Origin of the sequence: Agrobacterium tumefaciens (genome assembly GCA_025560025.1) — a bacterium.
In the GTDB taxonomy this organism is placed as follows: domain Bacteria; phylum Pseudomonadota; class Alphaproteobacteria; order Rhizobiales; family Rhizobiaceae; genus Agrobacterium.
Window position 1 is genome coordinate 56,727 of the sequence record CP048488.1, and the last position, 22,558, is coordinate 79,284.

General features: G+C 58.0%; 19 protein-coding genes. 5 read left to right on the forward strand and 14 right to left on the reverse strand.

The features are described 5' to 3' along the window. From FY152_25770 to aepX, 12 genes are all read right to left on the reverse strand, one after another. Complete coding sequence (locus FY152_25770; GenBank protein UXS35564.1) at positions 1-1,527, reverse strand: hypothetical protein; 1,527 nt, start codon at positions 1,525-1,527, stop codon at positions 1-3. 299 nt (positions 1,528-1,826) lie between these two features. Next, the gene (locus tag FY152_25775; GenBank protein ID UXS35565.1) at positions 1,827-2,681 is read right to left on the reverse strand and encodes a MurR/RpiR family transcriptional regulator; all 855 of its coding nucleotides are present in this window, start codon (positions 2,679-2,681) and stop codon (positions 1,827-1,829) included. Between the two features lie 116 nt (positions 2,682-2,797). After that, positions 2,798-3,754, reverse strand: a complete 957-nt coding sequence (locus tag FY152_25780) for a sugar phosphate isomerase/epimerase (GenBank protein ID UXS35566.1) — start codon at positions 3,752-3,754, stop codon at positions 2,798-2,800. A gap of 62 nt (positions 3,755-3,816) precedes the next feature. Next, a complete protein-coding gene (locus tag FY152_25785) occupies positions 3,817-4,902 on the reverse strand; it encodes a cysteine synthase family protein (GenBank protein UXS35567.1) in 1,086 nt (361 codons plus the stop codon). Then, positions 4,899-6,236, reverse strand: coding sequence for a Y4yA family PLP-dependent enzyme (locus FY152_25790; GenBank protein ID UXS35568.1), 1,338 nt, complete (start codon positions 6,234-6,236; stop codon positions 4,899-4,901). Before FY152_25790 ends, FY152_25785 begins: the two co-directional genes overlap by 4 nt. Beyond that, positions 6,227-7,219 (reverse strand): ornithine cyclodeaminase, encoded by a 993-nt coding sequence (locus tag FY152_25795; protein UXS35569.1) that lies wholly within the window; start codon positions 7,217-7,219, stop codon positions 6,227-6,229. The genes FY152_25790 and FY152_25795 overlap by 10 nt, the downstream gene beginning before the upstream one ends. After that, a complete protein-coding gene (locus tag FY152_25800; GenBank protein ID UXS35570.1) occupies positions 7,216-7,677 on the reverse strand; it encodes a ParB N-terminal domain-containing protein in 462 nt (153 codons plus the stop codon). Before FY152_25800 ends, FY152_25795 begins: the two co-directional genes overlap by 4 nt. Positions 7,678-7,741: 64 nt before the next feature. Beyond that, positions 7,742-8,944 (reverse strand): CDP-alcohol phosphatidyltransferase family protein, encoded by a 1,203-nt coding sequence (locus FY152_25805; protein UXS35571.1) that lies wholly within the window; start codon positions 8,942-8,944, stop codon positions 7,742-7,744. A gap of 11 nt (positions 8,945-8,955) precedes the next feature. Continuing rightward, complete coding sequence (locus FY152_25810) at positions 8,956-9,915, reverse strand: 3-phosphoglycerate dehydrogenase (GenBank protein UXS35572.1); 960 nt, start codon at positions 9,913-9,915, stop codon at positions 8,956-8,958. Positions 9,916-9,945: 30 nt separating this feature from the next. Next, positions 9,946-10,746 (reverse strand): phosphocholine cytidylyltransferase family protein, encoded by an 801-nt coding sequence (locus FY152_25815; GenBank protein UXS35573.1) that lies wholly within the window; start codon positions 10,744-10,746, stop codon positions 9,946-9,948. Between the two features lie 36 nt (positions 10,747-10,782). Next, on the reverse strand, positions 10,783-11,970 hold the full coding sequence (locus FY152_25820; GenBank protein ID UXS35574.1) for an aminotransferase class I/II-fold pyridoxal phosphate-dependent enzyme: 1,188 nt from the start codon (positions 11,968-11,970) through the stop codon (positions 10,783-10,785). A gap of 59 nt (positions 11,971-12,029) precedes the next feature. Then, positions 12,030-12,950: a phosphoenolpyruvate mutase gene (aepX, locus tag FY152_25825; protein ID UXS35575.1), complete on the reverse strand. Its 921-nt coding sequence runs from the start codon at positions 12,948-12,950 to the stop codon at positions 12,030-12,032. A 324-nt stretch (positions 12,951-13,274) separates the two neighbouring features. On the opposite strand from aepX, the gene FY152_25830 reads away from it, so the two are divergent. Next, positions 13,275-14,033: a GntR family transcriptional regulator gene (locus tag FY152_25830; protein UXS35576.1), complete on the forward strand. Its 759-nt coding sequence runs from the start codon at positions 13,275-13,277 to the stop codon at positions 14,031-14,033. A gap of 83 nt (positions 14,034-14,116) precedes the next feature. Further along, on the forward strand, positions 14,117-14,545 hold the full coding sequence (locus tag FY152_25835) for an FCD domain-containing protein (GenBank protein UXS35577.1): 429 nt from the start codon (positions 14,117-14,119) through the stop codon (positions 14,543-14,545). 345 nt (positions 14,546-14,890) lie between these two features. On the opposite strand, the gene FY152_25840 is transcribed toward FY152_25835, so the two are convergent. Together FY152_25840 and FY152_25845 are read right to left on the reverse strand one after the other, a co-directional pair. Continuing rightward, positions 14,891-15,664 carry an SOS response-associated peptidase gene (locus FY152_25840; GenBank protein ID UXS35578.1) on the reverse strand — a complete coding sequence of 258 codons (774 nt, stop codon included), beginning with the start codon at positions 15,662-15,664 and terminating at the stop codon, positions 14,891-14,893. A 56-nt stretch (positions 15,665-15,720) separates the two neighbouring features. Then, positions 15,721-16,782: an ATP-dependent DNA ligase gene (locus FY152_25845; GenBank protein UXS35579.1), complete on the reverse strand. Its 1,062-nt coding sequence runs from the start codon at positions 16,780-16,782 to the stop codon at positions 15,721-15,723. 282 nt (positions 16,783-17,064) lie between these two features. On the opposite strand from FY152_25845, the gene FY152_25850 reads away from it, so the two are divergent. The 3 genes from FY152_25850 to dnaE are packed head-to-tail and all read left to right on the forward strand — an operon-like array spanning position 17,065 to position 22,509. Then, entirely contained in the window at positions 17,065-17,817 is a 753-nt protein-coding gene (locus FY152_25850; protein UXS35580.1) for a damage-inducible mutagenesis protein, read from the forward strand. Next, positions 17,738-19,249, forward strand: a complete 1,512-nt coding sequence (locus FY152_25855; GenBank protein ID UXS35581.1) for a DNA polymerase Y family protein — start codon at positions 17,738-17,740, stop codon at positions 19,247-19,249. The genes FY152_25850 and FY152_25855 overlap by 80 nt, the downstream gene beginning before the upstream one ends. Then, positions 19,246-22,509, forward strand: coding sequence for a DNA polymerase III subunit alpha (gene dnaE, locus FY152_25860; protein UXS35582.1), 3,264 nt, complete (start codon positions 19,246-19,248; stop codon positions 22,507-22,509). Before FY152_25855 ends, dnaE begins: the two co-directional genes overlap by 4 nt. Positions 22,510-22,558 lie beyond the last annotated feature (49 nt).

Here is a 22,558-nt window from a genome sequence, read left to right on the forward strand (position 1 = left end):
TCAGCTAACCCATTTGACGCGGTCGATCCAGAAGCCGACCTCGAGGGCATCGATTGGCACGCTGTCGAAAGCGATCCGGTCGGAAATCGAGACATTGTAGTCGTACCAGACCACCGGAATGACCGGCAGATCGGCATTGACGAGCGCACGGATCTTCTTTCGAGCCGCTGCGCGCTGGTCCTCGCTGCGAGCGGCAAGATACTCGCTGAGGGCTTGTTCCATGTCCGGATTGCGGTAGTTCACACCGCTCCATACAGCGTTCGCCGCATTGCTTTCGGCATAATCGAGCACCAGGGTGGCGACGGGATCAGGCACGGCACCATAGTTTCGTCGCGTGAGGCCGAAGAGGAAGCTACCCTTGGCGACGGCCTCCAGAACTTGTCCCTGGTTGCCGTTTTCGAGCTTGACCTCGATGCCGACGTCGGCGAGCTGCGCCTGGATCGCTTCCGCCAAAGATTTGACTTCCGGCTGCTTGCCAACAATCATCGCAAACGAGAAGCGCGTTCCATCGCGGGTGAGGACGCCGTCCGACCCCTTGGTCCAGCCAGCCCCAGCCAAGAGCCGCTCGGCCTCTTTGACGTCGCGTTCGATCTGCGGCAGATCGGAATCGTACCAGTCGGGAAAGGCAGCAGAGAAGAGCTGGTTGGCGGCGGCCTTTGGATTGCCGAACAGTGCCTTGGCAATCCCCTGCCTGTCGACGGCCAGCGAGATTGCCCGACGCTCAACAGGGTCATCGAAGCGCACGTCTCCCGCATTAACGAAGACGCCGTTGATCCGCGCAGTCTGGACCTGCTTGACCTTTACCTTGCCGCTGCCCTCGACCCGGTCGCGCAAGGCCTGCGGCAGACCGAGAACCAGATCGACCTGACCCGCTTCTGCCATGTTGGCAATCGTGTCGGGCGACGTCGCGCCGGTGAAATGAACTTTGGAGATGTTTGCCGGGGTTCCCCAATATTCGGAGAAAGCTTCGAGATCCACCGAGGTTTTGCCCTCGATCCGGGTGATCTTGTAAGGACCCGTGCCTATGATTTGTTTGACGGTTCCGTCAGGAGCAAAGGAGGACTTTGCCAGAATGACGGCGGGGCCGTCGGTGAAAAAGTCCGCCACGAGGCTGAACGGCTGCTTCAGAGTAACAACCACTGTCTGACCATCGATGCTGACCGACGAAATTGGCAGCTGCGGCACCATCTCGGTATTGTTGCGCGATTTGCGCATGGTTTCGATGGCATCCCGAACCAGTTCGGGTGTCAACACGCTACCGTCGTGGAAGCGGACGCCTTCTCGGATAACAAAAGCCCAGTTCAGACCGTCGTCGCTCACAGACCAGCTTTTCGCGAGTTCCGGGGCGAGCTTGCCATCTGGATCGATCGTCACCAGGGTTTCGGCGACCCGAAGCCGGCGGAAATGATAGCTGGTGTCAGCCAATTCGAGGCTGGTGATCTCGCGAGGAGAGGTGATCTGGAGGATACGTTCTTCCTTTGCCCACGCGCTGCGGCCGAACACGGTCGTTACGGCGCCGAGCGCCACGGACGCGGCAAGCACCGCTCTTCGGGAAATCATGAATAGGCTCCTCGGGTTAAACTCGACATGACGACCATGCCCGGACGAAGCCCCAGCCTGTCCGGCGCGTCGCTGCCCGTGGAATGGCGTCGTGTTCCGGAACCCAGCCACTACACAGCGTAGTATCTGTTACCATTCATGATAATAACGATCAAGTTTAAATATCGGCTGATCTCCTTGGGCCAGTCGGCTTTTCGGCCGTTGGCGTCATTGTTGGTCTTCCCTGATCATCATTGGCGTAGTGTTGACGACGCAGCGTCTGGCTTTCAGGTTCTGCGATCCAGTTCACTGCGGAAATCGCGAAGTCGGCGCGCCGTCTCCATGGCCTGGTCCGGGCCAAGCTGGGTAAGAGACAGGACAAGGGTCTCAAGGGCGAGCAGGATCGTTCCATAGAACGTCATATTGCCGACCTCGGTTCGTGGTACTTCCAGAACGGACTGAGCACCGACCGCGAGGCGACCAGTCGGGTTGTCGGTAATGACGACGAGCATTCCACCGATACGTTGAAGCTCCTCCTTGATGAGAAGGCTTTCCTTGTGAACTTTGCCGTAGGCAAGGAGGATTACAGCATCGCCCGGCTGCAGGCCGAGCAGTGCGTCGGCGAAGGCGTGGCCGGTACCCTCCATCACGAAATTCGCGCGGCCTATCCGGCCAAGATGCGTTGAGGTCTGCTGCGCCAGACGGACAAGCGGCCCGCCGCCATGAAGGCCGATCCGGCTGGCATCGTTGAGGAGCAGCGCCGCGGACTGAAACTGCTCTGGCAATGCCGGTCGCGACAGTCTCTCCAGTGTCCTGGCATAGGCCTCGACCACCATCTGGAGCGGAGGCCGGCCCCCATCCTGTGTCAGCTCACTCACGGTCACGCCCACCTTTTCCACCGGTGTACGGGCACCCTCATCGAGTTTCTCCGCGATCACGGTTTTGAGGTGAGGTAGTCCATCAAAGCCAAGCGTCTGGATCGACCGTATAACGGTTGCATCGGAAGCGTCGATTTTCGCAGCAAGCTCGAGTGCGGAACTGACAAGCACGGCGTTCGGGTGTCGCTCGATATAGTCCAGGAGCCGAGTAGCTGCGGCACTCAGATTTTGTCTCTGCTGCACTTCAAGCATATGCCATTCCATTATCTGTTCTGGATTTCGCCCGAAGGCTCGGCGCATAACTAACTCGAAAGGGGAACGAATTCCAGCAGCAGCAAGGATCCGCCTCCCTAGCAATACCATTTGCGCGGGAGACGGCGTTACAAGACGCCGCGGACTCGCCCAGCTTGTCGATCATTGCGTGGCATGCCTCGATAGGCCGAAATCTGTTCTTCAAGCCGAACGGCAACTTTGTGCGCCCGCTGATAAAATGCCCCCTCGGCCATGCCATATCGGTCTATGTGGGTTTCCAGATTGAGCGGTGCTTCGTATTTTGTTGCCGCGATTGCGCGTGTAACGGCTTCCCAGTCGATGCGCCCATCAAAGGGCAGCAGATGATCATCGGTTGCGCCAAAATTGTCGTTGATATGCGTGGTGATAAGGCGATCTCCGTACTGTTCCACAACGGAGCATGATCCGGGCGCAATCATTTCCCAATGACCTGTATCGAGGCAGAGGCCAATGAACTCAGCCGGAAAGCGCGCAAAAAGCCGCTCGTAAAGCTGCAGGAAGCTCGAAGCCGATGCGCAAAACAGAGTTTCGACCGCAATCTTGACCTTCTTTTGCAGGCAATATGGCTGAAGCTCCTCAAGCGACCTCCATAAGGGGGCAAAAAAGGCTTCTTCTGCCACTCTGGAGCGGAACACCTCATCCGTGATATCGATGTGCATGACGATATCGGGCGCTCCGAATGCGCAGGCCAGGTCGATCCGGTTCCTGACCAGCTCCACACCGCTTTTCCGCTGCCACTCGTGAGGGGACAGAATGTCTCTGCGGGTTTCCATACCTATACGCCGGTCTTTCCGCCATCGCACTTCGCTGATCGGATTGCGTCCGTTGCTGCCGTGAAGAGATTTCACCTTAAGTCCGGATGCGTGGACCATCTCAGCGGTGAAGGCAATCTCGGCGTCGCTGAGCATGTAGGAATTTCCGGAGTCAGGGTTCCAGTTGATATGGGTAAAGCCCGCGTCAGAGATCAGCCGCAAGGACTGCCTGACCCCTTCGTCGTACCAGCGTTCTTCCTGTGGCCATTGCCAGACTGTAATGCAGGTATCCATCGTTTTCGCTCCTTGCGAAGTCGTTGAAGCATGCAGGCGTCGAACTGCACACCACTCAATGATCACCCGACCAGCCTTGATTGCTCTGCTGGTCCGGAAGCTTGCGTGGCCATCCGGATAGATTCGCGATAGGCTTCAAACATACGGTTGATCCGTTGATGGGCGGGTTCGCTGAGCAATTGCCGTTCTTGCAACCAGTCATCGTTGTAAACCGTGTCGAGATACTTCTCCCCGGCATCACATACGAGAACGACGATGGTGCTCCGGCGCTCCAGAAGGAGCAATCGCTTCATGGCGACATGGATGGCCATTCCTGCTGTCCCGCCGACCAGAAATCCTGTTTTCCGCGCAACAATCCGCGCTGTTGCAAAGGCGTCGATATCGCGAACGGTAAGCTCCTCATCGATCAGGGAATGATCGACATTCGGGCCCACGCAGAAACCTTCCGAAGCACCTGCTCCGGTCTGCCAATGCTGGCGCGCGGGACCCCCGAATATTATCGAGCCCGCGGGTTCGACACCGATGCTGACGACCTTTGAGCCCAGCCGTCTTAGTTCACTCACCGTCCCGCAAAGCGTACCGCCAGTTCCGACGGCCCCGACCAGATATCCGATGTCAATGCCCAGATCGCGAACCAGTTCTTCTGCCAGTCCGACATAACCCAGATTGTTATTTGGGTTATGGTGTTGGTCCGGCCAGAAAGCTCCTTCCGTCTCGGCGATCTCGTTTGCGATCCGCATGCGTTCAATTGTACTCGCCTTGTCGCTCGTTTGGCCGCCCACGAACCGCAATTCGGCGCCCAAGGCCTTCATGGCGCTCAGTTTTGCGCGCGAGGCGTTGTTGTCGACCACGGCGATGAATTTGTAACCACGCTCGATCGCAATAAACGCAAGGCCGGTTCCGGTATTGCCTGAGCTCGACTCCACGATCAGCCCACCGGGTTTCAGGCGTCCTTCCCGCTCGGCGGCCAAAATCATCTCGCGGGCCATCCGCACCTTGCAGGATCCGGTTGGATTGAGTTGCTCCATCTTCAGAAGAAGGCGACTGCCCGAACCGACGCGCGCAAGTTCGAACAAAGGGGTATCGCCGATCAGCTGCGATCCGGCTGTGGCGATGTTGCTCCCCACGTGTCGGTCTTGAAGCGTCATTGGTCAATCCTCCAAACGAATTGATTGTCTTGCCGTGAGACGACGATCTTGGGCGGAAGGGGAAGCTGATGAAAAGAGCTTTCGTTCTTGTCCATCTGGTAGCCAGCGGTATTCGGATAAAGGATGAGATCGCCGTAGCGTGGCGGCGCCTCGAACGCGACTTTGCGCCACGTCAAGACGTCGTACTCCATACAGCTTGATCCGCCGATCGCGGCCCGGGTCGGTTCCTGTGGGCGCTCCGGCCCCATCTGGACAAGCATTGGCGTCGGCAGAAACTCGCTGTTGACCCATTGAGCCGACATGCTCATGCTGAGGCCAGCAACAGTGACGAGGCCGTAGTCGCGTTTTTGCTTGAATCCCTGGACCGGAAACGCGGACATACCTGCGCCGTCCAGCAGTGCTCGGCCGGGTTCGAGAAAAAGCTCGATCTGATGGTTGCGAAGCTCGGCAGCCAAATTTCCGGCTGCGCACGAGCTGCTAAGGATCGCATCGAGCATGCCCGCACCGGTAGGCGACTGGAAAAAAGGGTAGAATTGAGAGAATGTCTTTGCGGCGTGGAAGAGTTCGGGCCTGCAACCTTCCTTGAACGCCAGCCAGTCTTCCTCGGAAACAAAACTGCAGGCGAACCCGCCACCGATTGAAATCGCCGAAGCCGTCAGGCCCATTGCCCTCGCGTCGAGGCATGTTTGTACCAAGGCAAGAGCCAACTCCGCTCGGGGCTCGACGGCATAACCATCGAGATGAAAGGAAAATCCCTGCATCTCGATGTGCTGCTCTGCTTGCGCGCACTTTGTGAGCGCAATGCCGAGATCTCTTTCGTTCAGTCCAAAGCGACTGTCCTGGGCTGAAGGCGGGAGAACCCGCAACAGAATCCGCAGGGGCGTAGTGGATCGTGCTGCTATCGCGATCGCCCGCCCAAGCTCGTCGAGCGCATCGATGGCGACAATGGCGTTATGCCGGCTCGCCAGCCACAAGAGTTCATCGCTCTTTGCAGCGCCTGTAACGCCGATGCGCTCCCCCGTTATTCCATTTGCGAGGGCATGAACGAATTCTGGTTCGCTGGCGACATCGATCGAGCCATGAAGTGTTGCGATCTCGCGCAGCCAGGCTCCGGCCTTGTTTGCCTTTTTGCCAAAATAGACACGGCCCCGGACTTCGTGCCGTTTCAGCACCGCCTGAAAAGCCGAAAGGTTCTCAGCGAAGCTTTGGGGATGAATGAGATGAAAAGGGCCTTGGACGACATGGGCGATTTGCTGCAGCAGATCGATATCATTTCTGATCGTCACCGCCCATTCTCGTTCCAAAGCTTGCAAGGAAGGGACCGCTAACTCCACAATTCGATCCTCCTGCCACGACCCGCGGCTATAGCCCGCGTCGCGAAGGCATGAGCAATCGGGATATCGGTGATCACCATGCCGCTGTTGAAGGCAAAGACCTTGTCATCCTGGCTGCGCCGCCCCGATCGGCGACCTGCGATGATTTCGGGCAGTTCTGCATCGACGTCCATGATGCCGTCTGGACCAGCCAGCCGTCGGTGCTTGTCGAACATTTGGCTTTTGTTGGTCGCGATTGTGTAATCGGCCTCCCCGAGTGCGCCGTCCTCGACACCCTTGCTGGCAACAGAAATCAACAAACCACCGGGAGCAAGCCACCTGGTCTGAACCCTGGGGTGGGCAGCGCGCCCGGAGGCCGCCACGACGACGTCCGACATCGCGACTGCTTCGGGCACATCACCCACCAGTTCTACCTCGCGATCCGGGAAATATCTTTTGAAGGTTGCGATGCTCAGGGCGATCCCTTCCGGATGGGTGCCGAACAGGCGCAATGTTTCGAGCTGCGGCATGGCGGTCAACAGATAGGGCAGCGTGTTGACGCCTGAGCGACCGCTCCCGATCATCAGGGCCGAGCGGGCGTCGACCTTCCCACAATATTTGGCGATGATCGCTGTTGATGCCGGCGTCCGGTAACCGCCAACCTTCAGGCAGTCCATGAACGCAAATGGCATGCCCGTCGTGTCGTCATAGAGGCTTATCGTGGGGTAATATTTCTCATAGTTCGTGTTCCCCTGCCGGTATGACGTTTTGAAAGCGAGCATCTCGGTCCCGCCATCGTAGCCAAGCATCGAATACGACAGCGAGTCCCGGTCGTTTGGAAGCCGCAACATCAGTTTCGTCGGGCAACCCGACTGGCCGTTTGCATAGGACAGATACGCTTCCTCGACGATCGGGATGACTTCCGACGGCGCCAGCTCGATGTCTGCGAGGTCTGTCCGGGTCAACACATGCAGGGCGGGCGTATGGAGATAAGATCTGGTCATCTGCTGCTCCTCTTCAAAAGCGTGCTCTGAGAATTTGGGGAAGGGGCAGTCAGCGTGTCCGGCCGCAACGTGTAGCCGAGGTGCTCAAGGGGAACATCGCAAGCCGGAATCGCTGGATTGAAGACGTGTCGCGTGGTCTTGAACGGGAACAGGTGACCGCTGCGAGCCATAGCGAAGATCTCTTCGGGCGTCACCGTCTCTCCGGCACGCCACGACGTCACCTGCACCTGTTCGTATCCAAGGAAAACAACAGGCAAAAATTTAAGATTGAGCCGTTTCGCGACAGTGAGCCGATGATGCCCGTCCATGACAAAGTGCGCATCCCTGTGGGCTGTTATCGGTTCGATCCAATGCCCGTCAGACAGGATCTTTGCTTCAAGATCGTGTACTCTCGAAAGATCCACCTCTTCGGTAGGCACGAGCAAATGGGGGTCAAACAGGCAGTATGAAGAGGCCATTTCGGGCTCCTTTCGACCACGCGGATCTTGCGACACATGTTGCGATTCCCAACGAACGTCGGATCTATTCGTAAATACCTTGAACCGACCGCTCGACTCGCCAGCATACCCAAAACCGGCGGCCGATTTCCGTCGCCGCAAAAACACCGCAGAGAACGATTGGCAGCATCCGGAAGCCGAAAAGTGCACAGAGTGTGATGATCAAAATTCTGACGTCGCGCCCCAGTCGGAAATAGGTATGACGATCTTTGGACCGCATCCAGCTATCGTAGAGCAAGCCGGTGTAGCTGCTGGCAGAAACAGCTACCAAAGCACAGAGCGTAATAATGAGATATTGCTCACCGTAGGGCTCATGTAGCGTGAGTGGCCAGGCAAGTGCCAGCAACATAGCGGCATCGAGGACGCGGTCCAACGTCAGATCCAGCCAGGAACCGAATGTCGATTCTTTGCCCTGAAGCCGTGCCACCTCGCCATCGGCTTCATCAAGAATACCTCCGATGAGCCAGCAAACTCCGCCAACCGCGAGCGGCAACGCTCGTCCGTCCAGAAATAGCAGAACTGCACAGAAGGCGGATAAGGCGCCCGCGAGCGTGACGTAATTGGGGTGTATTCCAGCCGCCGCGAGTGGCTTGGAGGCGAGATGGCAAAGATGCCGCACGATCAGGCGCGATACCGGACCATCCATGGATCTCTGAGAGGCACGGATCTCCAAATGGCGCTTGACGCCCGCTACCAGGTCTGGACCCATCGATGTGATATTCACCGCCTCTTGCGGTCGGTAAAGAATGAAGGGTACTCGCTCCTCACTATGGCTTGGAAAAACATGGCAAAGCAAAACCTCTGCCCCATGGTGGTCGCATGCCGCCTTGATCGATTGCAGCAAGCTCGATTCCTCGGATCCGTTATCGCTTTTGCGGGGAGCTTCCATGTCAGTGGTGTCCAGTGCCGTGAATTTCGTCAGCAAGGCGAGGCCCGACTGATAAATGACAATGGCCGAACGCTTGTCGCCCTGTGGGAGTTGATCGAGTTGCCTGGAGACAAACGAGAAATTGAGCTTCTCAGCGAGCAGCAGTAGTTTCTCGTTTGTCTCCGAGCTAAAAAGCTCCTTACCGACAATGGAGACGGACACTTCCTGGAATGTTCGCCTCAGAAGCTGCAGATTCCTCTCGAAGCAAGAGGACCCATAAGCTCGCGCGAAGAAATAGTCCGCGACTAGTTGCGGATCGGAAACGTCGTCGAGATCGATCGCGTAGATAATGGACTGCATTTTGAGCCGCCTTAACCGGAAACAACCGAATTTTGTTGTTTGATGACACTGAGCAAAGCTGTGGCGTGGATCTCGATCCGCCTGACAACTGCGGCCCCAACGTTCTCCATCGCCTCGCTGGTCTGGGCGCCCACATGGGGCGTGCACAACACATTCGGAAGGTTGAGAAGCTCGTCCGCGGGATCCAGCGGTTCGGAGTGAAATACATCAAGCCCGGCACTGGCGATCTTGCCGGAACGCAGGGCGGCCAACAGTGCCGGCCGTTGAACGACGCCCGCTCGGCCTGTGTTGACCAGTACTATGCCATCTGGCATGCGGTCGAACTCGACGTTTCCAATCATCCCCTGCGTCTCCTTGGTGAGCGGGAGATGGATCGATAATGCGGACGATCTGCTGAGCAGTTCCTCCAGGTTTGTAAATGATGCGCCCGTCTGTTCGGCCACCAGCTGCTTTTCCCGTTTCATCGGCGAACGATCGAAGACAGAGATATTAAAGCCGAGGGCGGCGCTGCGCTTTGCCATGAGGCGACCTATCTGGCCGAAGCCAAGTATACCGAGCGTGTGTCCTTCAATATCCCGAGCCAGTTGCGCGTATTTGATCCCCCAGTTTCCGGCGCGAAGCTCAGATGAAAACAGCGGCAAACGTCGCCAACCGCAGAGAAGCAAAGCAACCGCATGGTCGGCGACAGATCTCGACGCGGCCGGGGTAGAATCGACTACGATGCCCCGGTTGCGGGCAGCATTGACATCGATGTTGTCGAAGCCCGAACCCGCTTTAATAATGAGGCTCAACCGCCCGGCTCGGTTGATGTCAGCGGTGGTGACCCCGACGTGACTGCGCAAAACGAGGATGTCGATATCATGAAGATGTTTTGTAAAGTCGCCGTCTTTGACCTGTTCCACCGCATGGCGGGCAGCAAGCTCGTCAATCATGGATTGATGATAGTGACCAAGGAGTAAGATTTTCATCATACACATCCGCCAGTGAGAGTAATGCCTCGGTCAGGCGCTGCGAGCCTCGACCGTTGTGCTCATGCGCATGGGTGCGGCGAATATCCTTTCCGCGATCCGCAGATCCTCAGCGCTGTCGATCTCGTACCATCGAAGGTCATCGCAGCGAGCTGCGGCCATCCGCAGTCCACGCCGTTCAATCAGGTTTGCGAAAAGCTCCTCCGTGTAAGCCTTGACGGCACCTGTACCGATCAGATCGTCGAGGAACGGAACGATCTTGCCTCTGAGATCTGTGGAGCTCAGGCGCATCAGGTTCATTGTCTTGAAGAGCTGCGGAGACCCGTCGGCGAGATTTGCTGCCGTCTGCTTCATGCGGACTTCGGCTATATAGTCGTTTTCCCCGAGAATGACCGCAGATCCCTCCATCGAAGCGTCGAAAGGTGCGACGGCGGACGTGTTTGGGACGTCGTTGATCGTCAGATAATGGAGAGCATTCACCTCGAAAAAGACATCGCCTTCCAGAAGATAGCAATCGCCTTGAAGAAGTGCCTCGCGTGCCAGCCAGAGCGAATACGCACTGCCCGTCTTGTCGAATACGGCAGACTCGACATAGCTGACCTCGAGTCTCCCGAACCGCGAGCCGCAGGCATACTGAATCGCGTCCTTGCGATAGCCAACAACGATGGTGACGTCTTCGACACCGACCGCTTCGAGGTTCCGCAAGGCATTGTGAAGGATAGGAACTCCATTGACCTCGACCAGCGGCTTGGGCCGGAGATCGGTCAGAGGGCGCAGCCGGGAGCCGAAGCCTGCTGCGAGGATGACGGCTCTCTTCGGATGATAGTTTGTCATTTGCATCCCTTTATGAAGTTGAGGAGGAGGATCGGATCATTTCCAGGCGTTGAGCATCTCAACGAGACGGGAAAGCCCAGTTTCGAGCATTTCCGTTGGGATCCCGTATGAGAGACGAATGCCCGATGGATCGCCGAAAGCCGTGCCTGAAACTGCGGCGACGCCGACTTCACGCAGAAGCGAATTCACAACGTCGTCTGCGGTGACGGCAACGCTGCCCGCCTTCGCTTTCAGCAGCTCCGACAGATCAAGATAGAAGTAGAAGCCGCCCTGTGCATTCGGTACGGGAACATGGGAAAGGCCTGAAAGCACGCTGAGTCCGATCTGCCTTGACCGGGCGAGCTGAGCGCGAAGGTTGGCCTGGTAGACGCCGTCGTCCTGCCGCAAGTGGGTGAGCACGGCGTGCTGTGCAATCACGTTTGGATTCGAGGTCGTATGAGACTGCAGAGCCTTAACCGCGTTGACCACATCCTTGGGCGCGCTGAGATATCCGATGCGCCATCCGGTCAAGGCAAGAGACTTGCTGAAAGCGTTGATGATCACAGTCCGCGAGCGAACTTCCGGTACCAGTGAAACGATTGGGTGGTGGGTTTGGTGGCCATGTACGAAATCGCCGTAGCATTCATCAAAGATGATCCAGAAATTTCGGTTGATGGCGAGCTCGGCGATCGCCACCAGCGTCTTAACATCATAGACGGCACCAGTCGGATTGGCAGGTGTGTTGATGACAATCGCTCTGGTTCGCTCCGTCACGGCCGCTTTGATATCCTCGATGAGGGGGACATAACCGTTGGAGCGCGTTTCAACAAAGACAGGTGTCGCGCCGGCGATCATCACCTGGGCCGGGAAAGTGGTCCAGTATGGCGACGGAATGATGACTTCGTCACCAGGATTAAGCAGCACCATCGCCGTATTGAAGAGCGCCTGCTTCGCGCCACTGGTGACGGCGATTTCGTCTGACTGCCACAGCTGGCCCGTCTCCAGTGAAACTTTTCTAGCGAGAGCTTCGCGCAATTCGATCAGTCCGATCGTATCGGTATATCGGTTGATGCCCTTTTGAATTGCCTCGATGGCGCCATCGCGGATCGTCGGTGCAAGGTCAGACCAGATTTCTCCGGCGGTAAGATCGACAATCTCCTTACCCGCGTCGGCGGCGGCTTTTGCCGCCGCTCGTGCTGCAGCTGTGCCCGATGACTTGAACATGTCGGTGCGTTGCGCAAGCATGTGCGCCTCCTCACATCACTGAATGGGGTTGAACAGGCCGCTTTAAGGCCGACGAACGCTCAGGTACCTGCGTGTTTCGGAAGATAACGGTCTTCTGCGGCCGCGAGCTCGTCGTAGCGCAGGAGGCCGAAAACTTCCTCCAACGTCGCTACATCCGGTTCTACGCTTGCAATGCTTTCTTCCGCCAGTATGCGGCCGCATGTGGCACGCATGGCCGCAATTGCAGCCCGCATATTGTGATTGGCCCAGATCACGGTGGAGATCCTGGCTTCCCGATAGACCGATACCGGGGTCTTGTAGTATTTCGTCGGGACGATCACGACGGGCAGTTTCCCGCCCCACTGCTTCGAGAATTCGAGGATCTCTGCGGCATCGCTTTTGCGCGAATGGATCAGGATGGCATCAGCACCTGCGTCCGCATAGGCATGAGCACGAACCAGAGCTTCTTCCAACCCGTACCCCGCAATCAGTGCTTCGATGCGAGCAACGAGCACCATTTCAGGAACAGCATCTTTCACTGCTCGGAGACGGCCGGAGAACTCATCAATATCAGCCAGCGGATGACGGTTGCCGATGAAGCTGTTCATCTTCGGAAAGCCTTTATCCTCTAGGCACACTCCGGAGGCGCCGCGCTGCTGGAGTTTTGTTGCCAGCAATCGAGCATTATTGAAATTCCCAAAACCGGAATCGCCATCGACGAGAATAGGCAATCCGCTGGCATCAGCCATACGTTCGACAACATCGACTACCTGTGTCCAGCTTGCCTCGTTGGCATCCCGGTAACCGAGGCTCGAGGAAATTGAGAGGCCAGACGCCCAAAGAGCTTTGAACCCGGCTCGTGCAGAGATTGCTGCAGACAGCCCATCATGCGCCTCCATGACGAATTCCAGCTCTTGCGAGCGGATCAGCGCGGATAGCGATTTTTCCGAAGCATTCAGAGATACAATCGTGTCGTGCAGAGAAGAAACCAGTTCGCTCATTGCCGCGCCTCCTTCAACTGGAGCAACGATGTGTGACAATTAGATGAAACACAAGAGAAATATTTGGAAAAAATCGAAAATAATCAAGCTATTTCAATGAGATATGGAGGATATATCGGTGTGGTGCAATATAGGGGGGCTATATCGAAGAAATATCCGTAGGCCTTCAAAGGGTTGGCTGAAATACTTGACAAATTTGGTCAAAATATTATCGATATAGCAAGCATAGCGGGAACAAAGCTGATACCGTCTTCTCTCAGATTGTATGAGCGGGAACATCTGTGTTCTCGCTGGAGATGACGCGCGTTCGGAGGGGGTGTCGAAATGCAAAAGCAACAGCCGCTGTTTGCCAGTGATGTAGACGTGACCGATGATCACGACAAAGCTGGTCAGGTATATGCGCGTATCAGGTCGGTTCTTATTTCCTATCGGGTTCCGTCGTCGACATTTTTGAATATCCGGACGATTGCTAAAGCCTTGAATGTCAGTCCTACACCGGTGAGGGAAGCGCTGATCCGCTTGGCGAATGAAGAGCTGGTTCTGCAAGCTCCAGCTGGGCGGGGATATTTTTCGCGAGTACCAAGTGTCGATCAGCTCGCCGCTGAATACGAGGCAGCATACTCAATCATTTGCTACGCCATACGAAAGAATGCTCGAGGCTTTTCCCTAAGAGGTCTACGGCCGCTCAAGGAGATTCAGGCCGACGTCTCGGCTTTCCAACTAGCTGCAAATGGTGCGTCTCCATTTGTGGTCTTTTTGGAAACGCTCTATCAACGGCTCGTCGGGATATCGGGAAACGCAATATTACAAGCTCATGTGCAACACTTCCTCGACCGTACGAGCTTCATCCGCGAATTCGATCTTCTTACACCTCAGCGCCAACACCAGATTGTGGATCATATGACGCAATTCATCGATCTGCTTGAAGGCGGACGAACTGAGGACGCGATTAAGAATCTTGAACAACAGCTTACGATCAAGACAGGCTTGCTTCCCGAACTGGTACATGGTGTGATGCAAAGGTCGGCCGCCGACAACAAGTCTATCGAAGCATTGATATCCGAAAGTCCTTTGAAAGGATGATCGAGTTGTCCTTCCATTCGAATTCAAACGGCGAGGTCTCAACGCGGGAGGTTCGTGAGGATCTGGAGATTGCTACGGCCATCATGACCTACGCCATCAGGAGGAATCTGGGCGGCTTTCGATTTTCAGGTCTTCGAGTTCCGTGGATCATCCAGGATTGGGAGCCTGGCAGGCAATTACCGGACGTTGAGAGTTTTGCAACGGAAGTGGCGACTTTTCAGGAACATCTGCACGAACGCATTGTGGCGCTCGCCGACAATCGGAAAATGGTTCGTACGATGTGGAGCCTGAACGAGAGCACGCGCCATTTTCGCGAATATGAATTGCGGAGGCCGGAAGCCGCAAGGGATATTCTCGATAGGACGGCAGCCTTGGTGAACGCCTTGTTTAATCGGGATGAGCAACTCTGTTGCACCATCTTGCTGCAATGCGCGGAACGGCGCTATAAGCTATTGGTTGTCTCGCCCGATACCTCAAACGGCGAAAACCCACGCGAAGCAGCTCCTTATTAAGCTATCATCACTTACCGTAACCTCGCTGAATGATTGTCGTCGATTGCGCGACCGGACAATCATCTAAGGGTAAAGGGTACGTTTCTGAAGGCAGCGGGATCGTGAGCTCGGTCCCTTTGAAGGCGCGCCTTGGTGCCTTCGACGGCGCTCGTCAAACATAAGTGGATCACTCAGTGATCGACACGCGCCTGATCACCATCGCCTTGAATTTTGATCACGGGTGGAAAGCAAGGCGACCAACCAGCCTAAACATTAAAATGGCCTTCTGGGTAAGCGGGTTGGCCGCAAAACTGATCACGCTGTCCTTTCTTACGAGGCGCCATGCTGAGCGTCTGAGCTCTAGCCTCAAAGCAGACTGCCCTGTCCCACGGGCTCTCCGGATTTGGACACGATCGTGGATCCGTACGGTTCGCGCGACGAAATGATCAACGCATCATCTGGCAAAGGCCGTGCCAGATCTTTGGCTTCGTCCCATGGCGCCTGCATCCACACCTCGGTCTCCTCTTCGGTCAGGAGAAGAACAGGCATCGCCTTCTCATGGATCGGCTTCACGAGATTGTTGGGATCAGTGGTCAAAAACCCATAGAGGTCGGCGGTCGTCGGCCCATCCTTCACCTTCCGGACGCTCTGCCATTGCGGGACATGGATGCCGGCGAAGAACATCAGCGACTTTTCCTCGTCCCGTGCAAACCAGGCGTTCGGCACGTTCCCGCCGGGTTGCTGGCTGGCGGGATCGGGTTCGGCGAAGCTGGTGACCGGGACGAGGCATCGGTGCTCGATACCAAACCATCGTTTCCAGTGTGGGAAGGTGAGCTTGCGGACGTTGGTCGTGCCGCGGTCCGCCTCCATGCGGATGAGCTCTTCAAGATCGGCGGGCTTCCCTTTGGCTTTCAGTTTTTCGGCCTTGGCTTTGGCGGCCTTTTCCAAGGTGAACCGGGGCGAGGGAAGACCCCAACGCGCATGTGCCAATTGTGTCCTTCCATCAGCGGTGTTGCGGACAATCGGTCCCATCTGATCGGGGTTCATTTGATAGGCTGGCATGAGGTTGATGAGGCTCTCGGCGTCCTGAGCCCATTTTGAAACCCAGTCCTTGTCCTCCATCCGATAGAGATTACACATGCGACCCCCTCCGCTTCGACCAAATACGGCTACTCTAGCGCATGTCGCTTGTTTCGCTAGTCGAGCTGGTAAACGTCGGCATTGTCTTGCCGTTCCCGCAGGCCCTTGTACGACGGATGACGGAGTTTCCCGTCCGATGTCCAGGCGCGAAACTCGATCTCGGCGATCAGGGTAGGCTGGACCCAGACAATGTCGGCAGTTCCGGAATGGGGCAGGGGCGGTTGCTTTCGCTTCCATCGCAGCGTGTCCAGTATCTTCCGCAACCGGATGATCTCGGCTCCCTTGAAGCCCGTGCCGACGCTTCCGACGTGGACGAGATCGCCATCGCGGTAGGCGGCAAGCGCTAACGAGCCGAAGCCGGCTGGGTACGATGCGGACCTCTCATAGCCGACGATGAAGAAAGCCTCGCTCTGGATGCATTTGACTTTTACCCAATCCCCGGTCCGGCCCGAACGATAGGGCTGATCGAGGCGCTTGCCGACGATGCCTTCCAGGCCGAGGCGGCAGACATGCTCAAGCAGGACAGCTGGCTCGGCATCGAGTGTTTCTGATATCCGAATGGCGCTGGCTTCATTCGTTGGGCCGTTTATCGTGTCCTCGAGAAGGTGTCGGCGCGAACGGTATTCAACACCGCGCAGATCGTGCCCATCCAGATAAACAAGATCGAAAGCGTAAAGAACGGCGTGGGAGGCGCGCCTGCCAGCTTGTTTGCCGGATGCACCCAGCGATTGCTGCAGCAGCCCGAAATCCGGCCGCCCCTCTTCGTCGAGCACGACGGCTTCGCCATCGATGATCATCGTCGCCGGCCCGAGCGCTCGGGCGGCCTGCTCTATTGCCGGAAATCGATGCGTCCAGTCATGGCCGCCACGCGTGAGGATACGGATCCCTTGCGGCTCGATATGGACCGCAAGGCGATAGCCATCCCATTTCAGCTCCCAACTCCATTCGTTTCCGGTGGGAGGCTTAGCCTTCAATAGGGCCAGCGCCGGCTCGACGCGATCAGGTATGGGATCGAAGAGGAGCTGTGGTTGAGCTGGATTACGCTTCCTGCGCGGCTTTGAGCGGATCGGCGGCTCGGTGTCGCGAAGGAGGGGTTTTGATCTCGGAGGCCTCGTCATCCGGCCAGTTCATCAGAAAAACCTTAATAATACTGTGACTATCCCTATATTGTCCCCGCTATTCACCGATCAGGACATAAGACTGTAGAAGCCAGCGAAATTTCTTGGTCGCAGCTATTCACCTGATTCTCATAAAGAATCTCGAACTTCTAATCTTCGGAACAATACTCGTACGGTTTTGCCGCCTTGACTCCTTTCTCATATAGGAACAAAAACAGAACATTGACATTTGCACGACATGAAGTCGCCCTGCCAACACGACCTTGAAGGGAGCCGTGAACAATGACTGCTGCCCGCGAAAGGGTAATCTGCGATCTGCGGGAGCGTATTGCATCTCTCGAAACCAGCACGGCGAAAAAAGCCGGTTGGTTGCCATTTGGCGTGCCGGAGATGGATGCGGTTCTGCCTGGCGGCGGCCTTGCTCATGGCGCGCTTCACGAATTTGCCGGTGGTGGATCGGGCACCGTCGATGGTGCGGCCGCAGCTCTTTTTGCAGCCGGCATAGCGGCACGGACGAAGGGGCCGATCGTGTGGTGTCTGACGCGACCAGATCTGTTTTTTCCCGCGCTTGCGCAGGTCGGACTGCATCACGACCGGATAATCTTCGTCGAGTCCGACAAGGAGGAAGACGTGCTCGCCAATATGGAGGAGGGGCTGTCCTTTGGTGGGCTCGGCGCCGTCGTCGGTGAACTCGTTCGCCTGCCGATGGTCAGCTCGCGCCGCCTGCAGCTGGCGGCCGAGCGCACGGGGACAATGGCATTGGCTGTGCGTCGTTGGAGGCGGCAGACAGAGGCCAATGATTTCGGGCAGCCGACGGCGTCGACCACGCGGTGGCGGGTGAGCGTGATGCCATCGGAGGATTTGCCAGTGCCGGGTGTGGGGAGGGCCCAATGGTTGCTGGAATTGATGCGCGTGAAAGCGGGTGAATGTGCTGAGTTTCTCGTGAGGGCGTGCGATGACAAGGGTTGTCTCGATCTATCTTCCGGATCTGCCGACGGATCGCATTCGTCGCGCCGATCCATCCATTCCGCCTGAACAGGCGATGGCGGTGATCGCCAGGAGCGGCTCGAAACGCTGGGTATCGGCGGCCGACGCAGCCGCCAGACAAGCCGGCGTTCATGTCGGCATGCCGGCTGCGAAAGCACAGGCGCTGTTTCGCGGCCTGATGCTGGTCGATGCGGATCCTGCTATGGATGCCGCAGCACTCGAACGCATCACCCTCTGGGCGCTGACGCTTTATTCCCCGATCGTCGCGGTCGATGGGATCGACGGCATCGTCATGGACACAGAGGGTGCCGATCACTTGCAGGGCGGAGAGCTGCCCATGGTGACGAAGATCGCCAATCAGTTCCTAGCAAGGAAACTCACTCCCCGGGTCGCGATCGCCGACACCTGGGGTGCAGCACACGCCTGCGCCCGTGCCATCAGCCGCGAAACGGTCATAGTGCCTTCAGGTGAGACCGTCCGCGCCGTCGAGAAGCTGCCGATATCGTTGCTGCGCCTTCCCGGGAAAGTCGTCAGCGATCTGCGCACGCTTGGCTTCCAGACCGTCGGCGAATTGGCCAACACGCCGCGCGCGCCGCTGACCCTTCGTTTCGGCCCGGAGATTGGCCGGCGGCTGGACCAGATGTTTGGCCGCGCCTGCGAACCGATCGATCCGATCCGCACCGCCGAGCTCATCGAGGTGAGCCGCGCCTTCGCCGAACCGATCGGTGCTGCCGAAACCATCAACAAATATGTCGGCCGGCTGATCGTGCAACTGATCGAGGAGCTGCAAAGGCGCGGCCTTGGTGTCCGGCGCGCCGACCTGATCGTCGACAAGGTCGATGGCACACGGCAGGCGATCCGCGCTGGCACCGTGAAGCCGGTGCGCGACGTCGCCTGGCTGACGAAGCTGTTTCGCGACCGGACGGAGAAGATCGAGCCGGGCTTCGGGATCGAAAAGCTCACTCTGGTCGCGGTGATGGCTGAGCCCCTGGAGGAGCGCCAGAAATCCTCCTCGCTGGTCGAGGAGGAAGTGAAGGACGTGACGCCGCTGATCGATATCTACGGCAACCGCGGGCAGCGCGTCTATCGGGTGGCACCGGTTGCCTCCGACGTTCCAGAGCGCTCCGTCCAGCGCATCAGTCCTGCTGCCGATCCGGTCGAGGTTACCTGGGTCAGCCATTGGCGCCGACCGGTCCGGCTGCTGGCCCGTCCGGAGCTGATCGAGGCAATCGCCTTGCTACCGGACCGCCCGCCGGTTTCGATCACCTGGCGCGGCAGGCGGCGGAAGGTCAAGCGGGCCGATGGGCCCGAGCGGATCTTTGGCGAGTGGTGGCAGCGCGATGCGGAGATGGAGGCGGTGCGGGATTATTTCGTCATCGAAGACGAGGCCGGCGAGCGTCTCTGGGTGTTTCGCTCCGGTGATGGCATCGATCCTGAAACCGGAAGTCACCGCTGGTTCGTGCACGGGATCTTCGCATGAGCTATGCCGAGCTGCAGGTCACGACCCATTTTTCGTTCCTGCGCGGTGCAAGCTCGGCGCAGGAACTGTTCGAGACCGCGAAGGCTCTCGGCATCGAAGCCCTCGGCGTTGTCGATCGCAATTCGCTTGCCGGAATCGTCCGGGCGCTTGAAGCATCGCGCGCCACCGGCTTACGCATCGTTGTCGGTTGCCGGCTTGATCTGGCCGACGGCATGTCGGTGCTGGTCTACCCGACCGACCGGGCTGCCTATTCCCGGCTGACCCGCCTCATCACGCTCGGCAAGTCGCGCGGCGGCAAGAACAACTGTATCCTCCACTGGGACGACGTCGTCGCATACAATGATGGCATGATCGGCATTCTTGTGCCGGACCTGCCGGATGACACCTGCGGGATCCAGCTGCGCAAGATGGCCGAGGTGTTTGGTGATCGCGCCTATGTGTCGCTTTGTCTACGCCGTCGGCAGAACGACCAGTTGCGCCTGCATGAGATTTCCAATCTTGCGGCGCGGTTCAAGGTGCGGTCGGTCGTCACCAATGATGTCCTCTTCCATGGGCCGGGCCGCCGGCAGTTGCAGGACATTGTCACCTGCATCCGAACCCGCACGACGATCGACGAAGTCGGCTTCGAACGCGAGCGCCACGCCGATCGCTACCTGAAGCCGCCCGAAGAAATGCAGCGGTTGTTTCCGCGATACCGGCAAGCCCTCGCGCGAACCATGGAGATCGTCCGTCGCTGCACGTTCTCGCTCGAGGAACTCACCTACCAATATCCGGAGGAGGCGATCGTGCCGGGCAAGGATGCTCAGGCCTCGCTGGAGCATTATGTCTGGCAATGCGTGCCCGACCGCTATCCGGAGGGACTACCGCCCGACGTGTTGAAGGTCGTGCGGCACGAGCTCGATCTCATCCGTACCATGAAATACGCCCCGTATTTTCTGACCGTCTTTTCGATCGTGCGTTATGCCCGGTCTCAAGGCATTCTCTGCCAGGGGAGGGGCTCCGCCGCCAACAGTGCCGTCTGCTACATCCTCGGCATTACCAGCATCGATCCCTCGACCAACGACCTTCTGTTCGAGCGTTTTGTATCCCAGGAGCGCGACGAGCCGCCGGACATCGATGTCGATTTCGAGCACGAGCGGCGCGAGGAGGTGATTCAGTGGATCTATCGAACCTATACCAGAGAAAAGGCAGCGCTCTGCGCCACCGTGACGCGCTACCGGGCGCGCGGCGCGATCCGCGATGTCGGCAAGGCGCTCGGCCTGCCGGAGGACGTGATCAAGGCGCTGTCATCCGGCATGTGGTCCTGGTCGGAAGAGGTCTGCGATCGCAATGTCCGCGAGCTCAATCTCAATCCAGACGACCGGCGTCTTGTGCTGACTTTGAAGCTCGCACAGCAACTGATGGGCGCCCCGCGCCATCTCGGCCAACACCCCGGCGGTTTTGTCCTCACTCATGATCGGCTCGACGATCTCGTGCCGATCGAACCGGCGACGATGAAGGACCGCCAGATCATCGAGTGGGACAAGGACGACGTCGAAGCCCTCAAATTCATGAAGGTGGACATCCTGGCGCTTGGAATGCTGACCTGCATGGCCAAGGCCTTCGATCTGATCCGCGAGCACAAGGACCGCGATCTTGATCTCTCGAAAATCGAGCAGGAGGATTCTGCGACCTATGCGATGATCCGCAAGGCCGATACGCTCGGCACGTTCCAGATAGAAAGCCGCGCCCAGATGGCGATGCTGCCGCGGTTGAAACCCCGGACCTTCTACGACCTTGTGGTACAAGTCGCAATTGTCCGGCCCGGTCCGATCCAGGGGGACATGGTGCATCCCTATCTGCGCCGGCGAGAAGGCAAGGAGGCAGTCGAATATCCGACGCCGGAGCTGGAAGCGGTGCTCGGCAAGACGCTCGGCGTGCCGCTGTTTCAGGAGTCGGCGATGCGGGTCGCGATGGTCTGCGCCGGCTTTACCGGTGGCGAAGCCGACCAGCTGCGCAAGTCGATGGCGACTTTCAAGTTCACCGGCGGCGTCTCGCAGTTCAAGGACAAACTCGTGTCCGGCATGGTGAGGAACGGCTACGCGCCGGAATTCGCCGAAAAGACCTTCTCCCAGCTCGAAGGCTTTGGCTCCTATGGTTTTCCGGAGAGCCACGCGGCTTCGTTCGCGCTGATCGCCTATGCCTCGAGCTACATCAAATGCCATTATCCGGAAGCCTTTTGCGCGGCGCTCATCAATTCGCAGCCGATGGGTTTTTACGCGCCGGCGCAGATTGTCGGCGACGCGAGAGCCCACGGCGTCGAGGTGCGGCCGGTTTGCATCAACCGGTCGCGGTGGGACTGTACGCTGGAGCGGATCGGCAATTCCGATCGCCACGCTGTCCGGCTCGGTTTCCGGCAGGTGAAAGGACTGGCGGTCGCTGACGTGGCGCGCGTCGTCGCCGCACGCATGAACAATGCCTTTGTCTCAGTTGACGACATGTGGCGTCGATCCGGAGTGCCATCGGAGGCGCTTGTCCAGCTTGCCAAGGCCGATGCCTTTCTGCCGTCGCTGAAGCTTGAGCGCCGCGACGCGCTCTGGGCGATCAAGGCGTTGCGCGACCAACCCTTGCCACTATTTGCGGCCGCCGCCGAGCGGGAGATGGCTGCGATCGCCGAGCAGCAGGAGCCGGAGGTCGCGCTTCGGCAGATGACGGACGGGCATAACGTCATCGAGGATTACAGCCATACCGGACTGACATTGCGGCAGCATCCAATCGCCTTCCTGCGCAAGGATTTATCATTGCGCAACATCATCACCTGTGCCGAGGCGATGAATTCGCGGGACGGGCGTTGGGTCTATACCGCCGGACTTGTCCTGGTGCGGCAAATGCCCGGATCGGCCAAGGGCGTGATGTTCATCACCATCGAGGACGAGACCGGGCCGGCCAATCTCGTTGTCTGGCCGACACTGTTTGAAAAACGCCGGCGGATCGTTCTCGGATCCTCGATGATGGCCATCAATGGTCGAATCCAGCGGGAAGGGGAGGTCGTCCATCTTGTCGCCCAGCAGCTGTTCGACCTGTCAGGCGATCTGACCGGTCTGGCTGATCGCGATGAAGAGTTCAAGCTGCCGGCAGGCAGGGGTGATGAGTTCGCCCACGGATCGCCGGGAAGTTCGGATACGCGAGACAAGTCGAAGCCTGTTGTAGCCCCGCGCGACATTTTCGCGCCCGATCTTCACATTGATACGCTGAAAATCAAAAGCCGGAACTTCCATTGATTTTCCCCATCCTGAGGCGCGGTGGCGCCCAGGGAGTTGTCAGTCCGCT

Excerpts from the sequence above, each read along its gene's own strand:
- FY152_25775 (UXS35565.1), bottom strand. The coding sequence starts at position 2,681 with ATGGAATGGCATATGCTTGAAGTGCAGCAGAGACAAAATCTGAGTGCC.
- FY152_25780 (UXS35566.1), bottom strand. The coding sequence starts at position 3,754 with ATGGATACCTGCATTACAGTCTGGCAATGGCCACAGGAAGAACGCTGG.
- FY152_25785 (UXS35567.1), bottom strand. The coding sequence starts at position 4,902 with ATGACGCTTCAAGACCGACACGTGGGGAGCAACATCGCCACAGCCGGA.
- FY152_25795 (UXS35569.1), bottom strand. The coding sequence starts at position 7,219 with ATGACCAGATCTTATCTCCATACGCCCGCCCTGCATGTGTTGACCCGG.
- FY152_25800 (UXS35570.1), bottom strand. The coding sequence starts at position 7,677 with ATGGCCTCTTCATACTGCCTGTTTGACCCCCATTTGCTCGTGCCTACC.
- FY152_25805 (UXS35571.1), bottom strand. The coding sequence starts at position 8,944 with ATGCAGTCCATTATCTACGCGATCGATCTCGACGACGTTTCCGATCCG.
- FY152_25810 (UXS35572.1), bottom strand. The coding sequence starts at position 9,915 with ATGATGAAAATCTTACTCCTTGGTCACTATCATCAATCCATGATTGAC.
- FY152_25815 (UXS35573.1), bottom strand. The coding sequence starts at position 10,746 with ATGACAAACTATCATCCGAAGAGAGCCGTCATCCTCGCAGCAGGCTTC.
- FY152_25820 (UXS35574.1), bottom strand. The coding sequence starts at position 11,970 with ATGCTTGCGCAACGCACCGACATGTTCAAGTCATCGGGCACAGCTGCA.
- aepX (UXS35575.1), bottom strand. The coding sequence starts at position 12,950 with ATGAGCGAACTGGTTTCTTCTCTGCACGACACGATTGTATCTCTGAAT.
- FY152_25830 (UXS35576.1), top strand. The coding sequence starts at position 13,275 with ATGCAAAAGCAACAGCCGCTGTTTGCCAGTGATGTAGACGTGACCGAT.
- FY152_25835 (UXS35577.1), top strand. The coding sequence starts at position 14,117 with ATGACCTACGCCATCAGGAGGAATCTGGGCGGCTTTCGATTTTCAGGT.
- FY152_25840 (UXS35578.1), bottom strand. The coding sequence starts at position 15,664 with ATGTGTAATCTCTATCGGATGGAGGACAAGGACTGGGTTTCAAAATGG.
- FY152_25845 (UXS35579.1), bottom strand. The coding sequence starts at position 16,782 with ATGACGAGGCCTCCGAGATCAAAACCCCTCCTTCGCGACACCGAGCCG.
- FY152_25850 (UXS35580.1), top strand. The coding sequence starts at position 17,065 with ATGACTGCTGCCCGCGAAAGGGTAATCTGCGATCTGCGGGAGCGTATT.
- FY152_25855 (UXS35581.1), top strand. The coding sequence starts at position 17,738 with ATGACAAGGGTTGTCTCGATCTATCTTCCGGATCTGCCGACGGATCGC.
- dnaE (UXS35582.1), top strand. The coding sequence starts at position 19,246 with ATGAGCTATGCCGAGCTGCAGGTCACGACCCATTTTTCGTTCCTGCGC.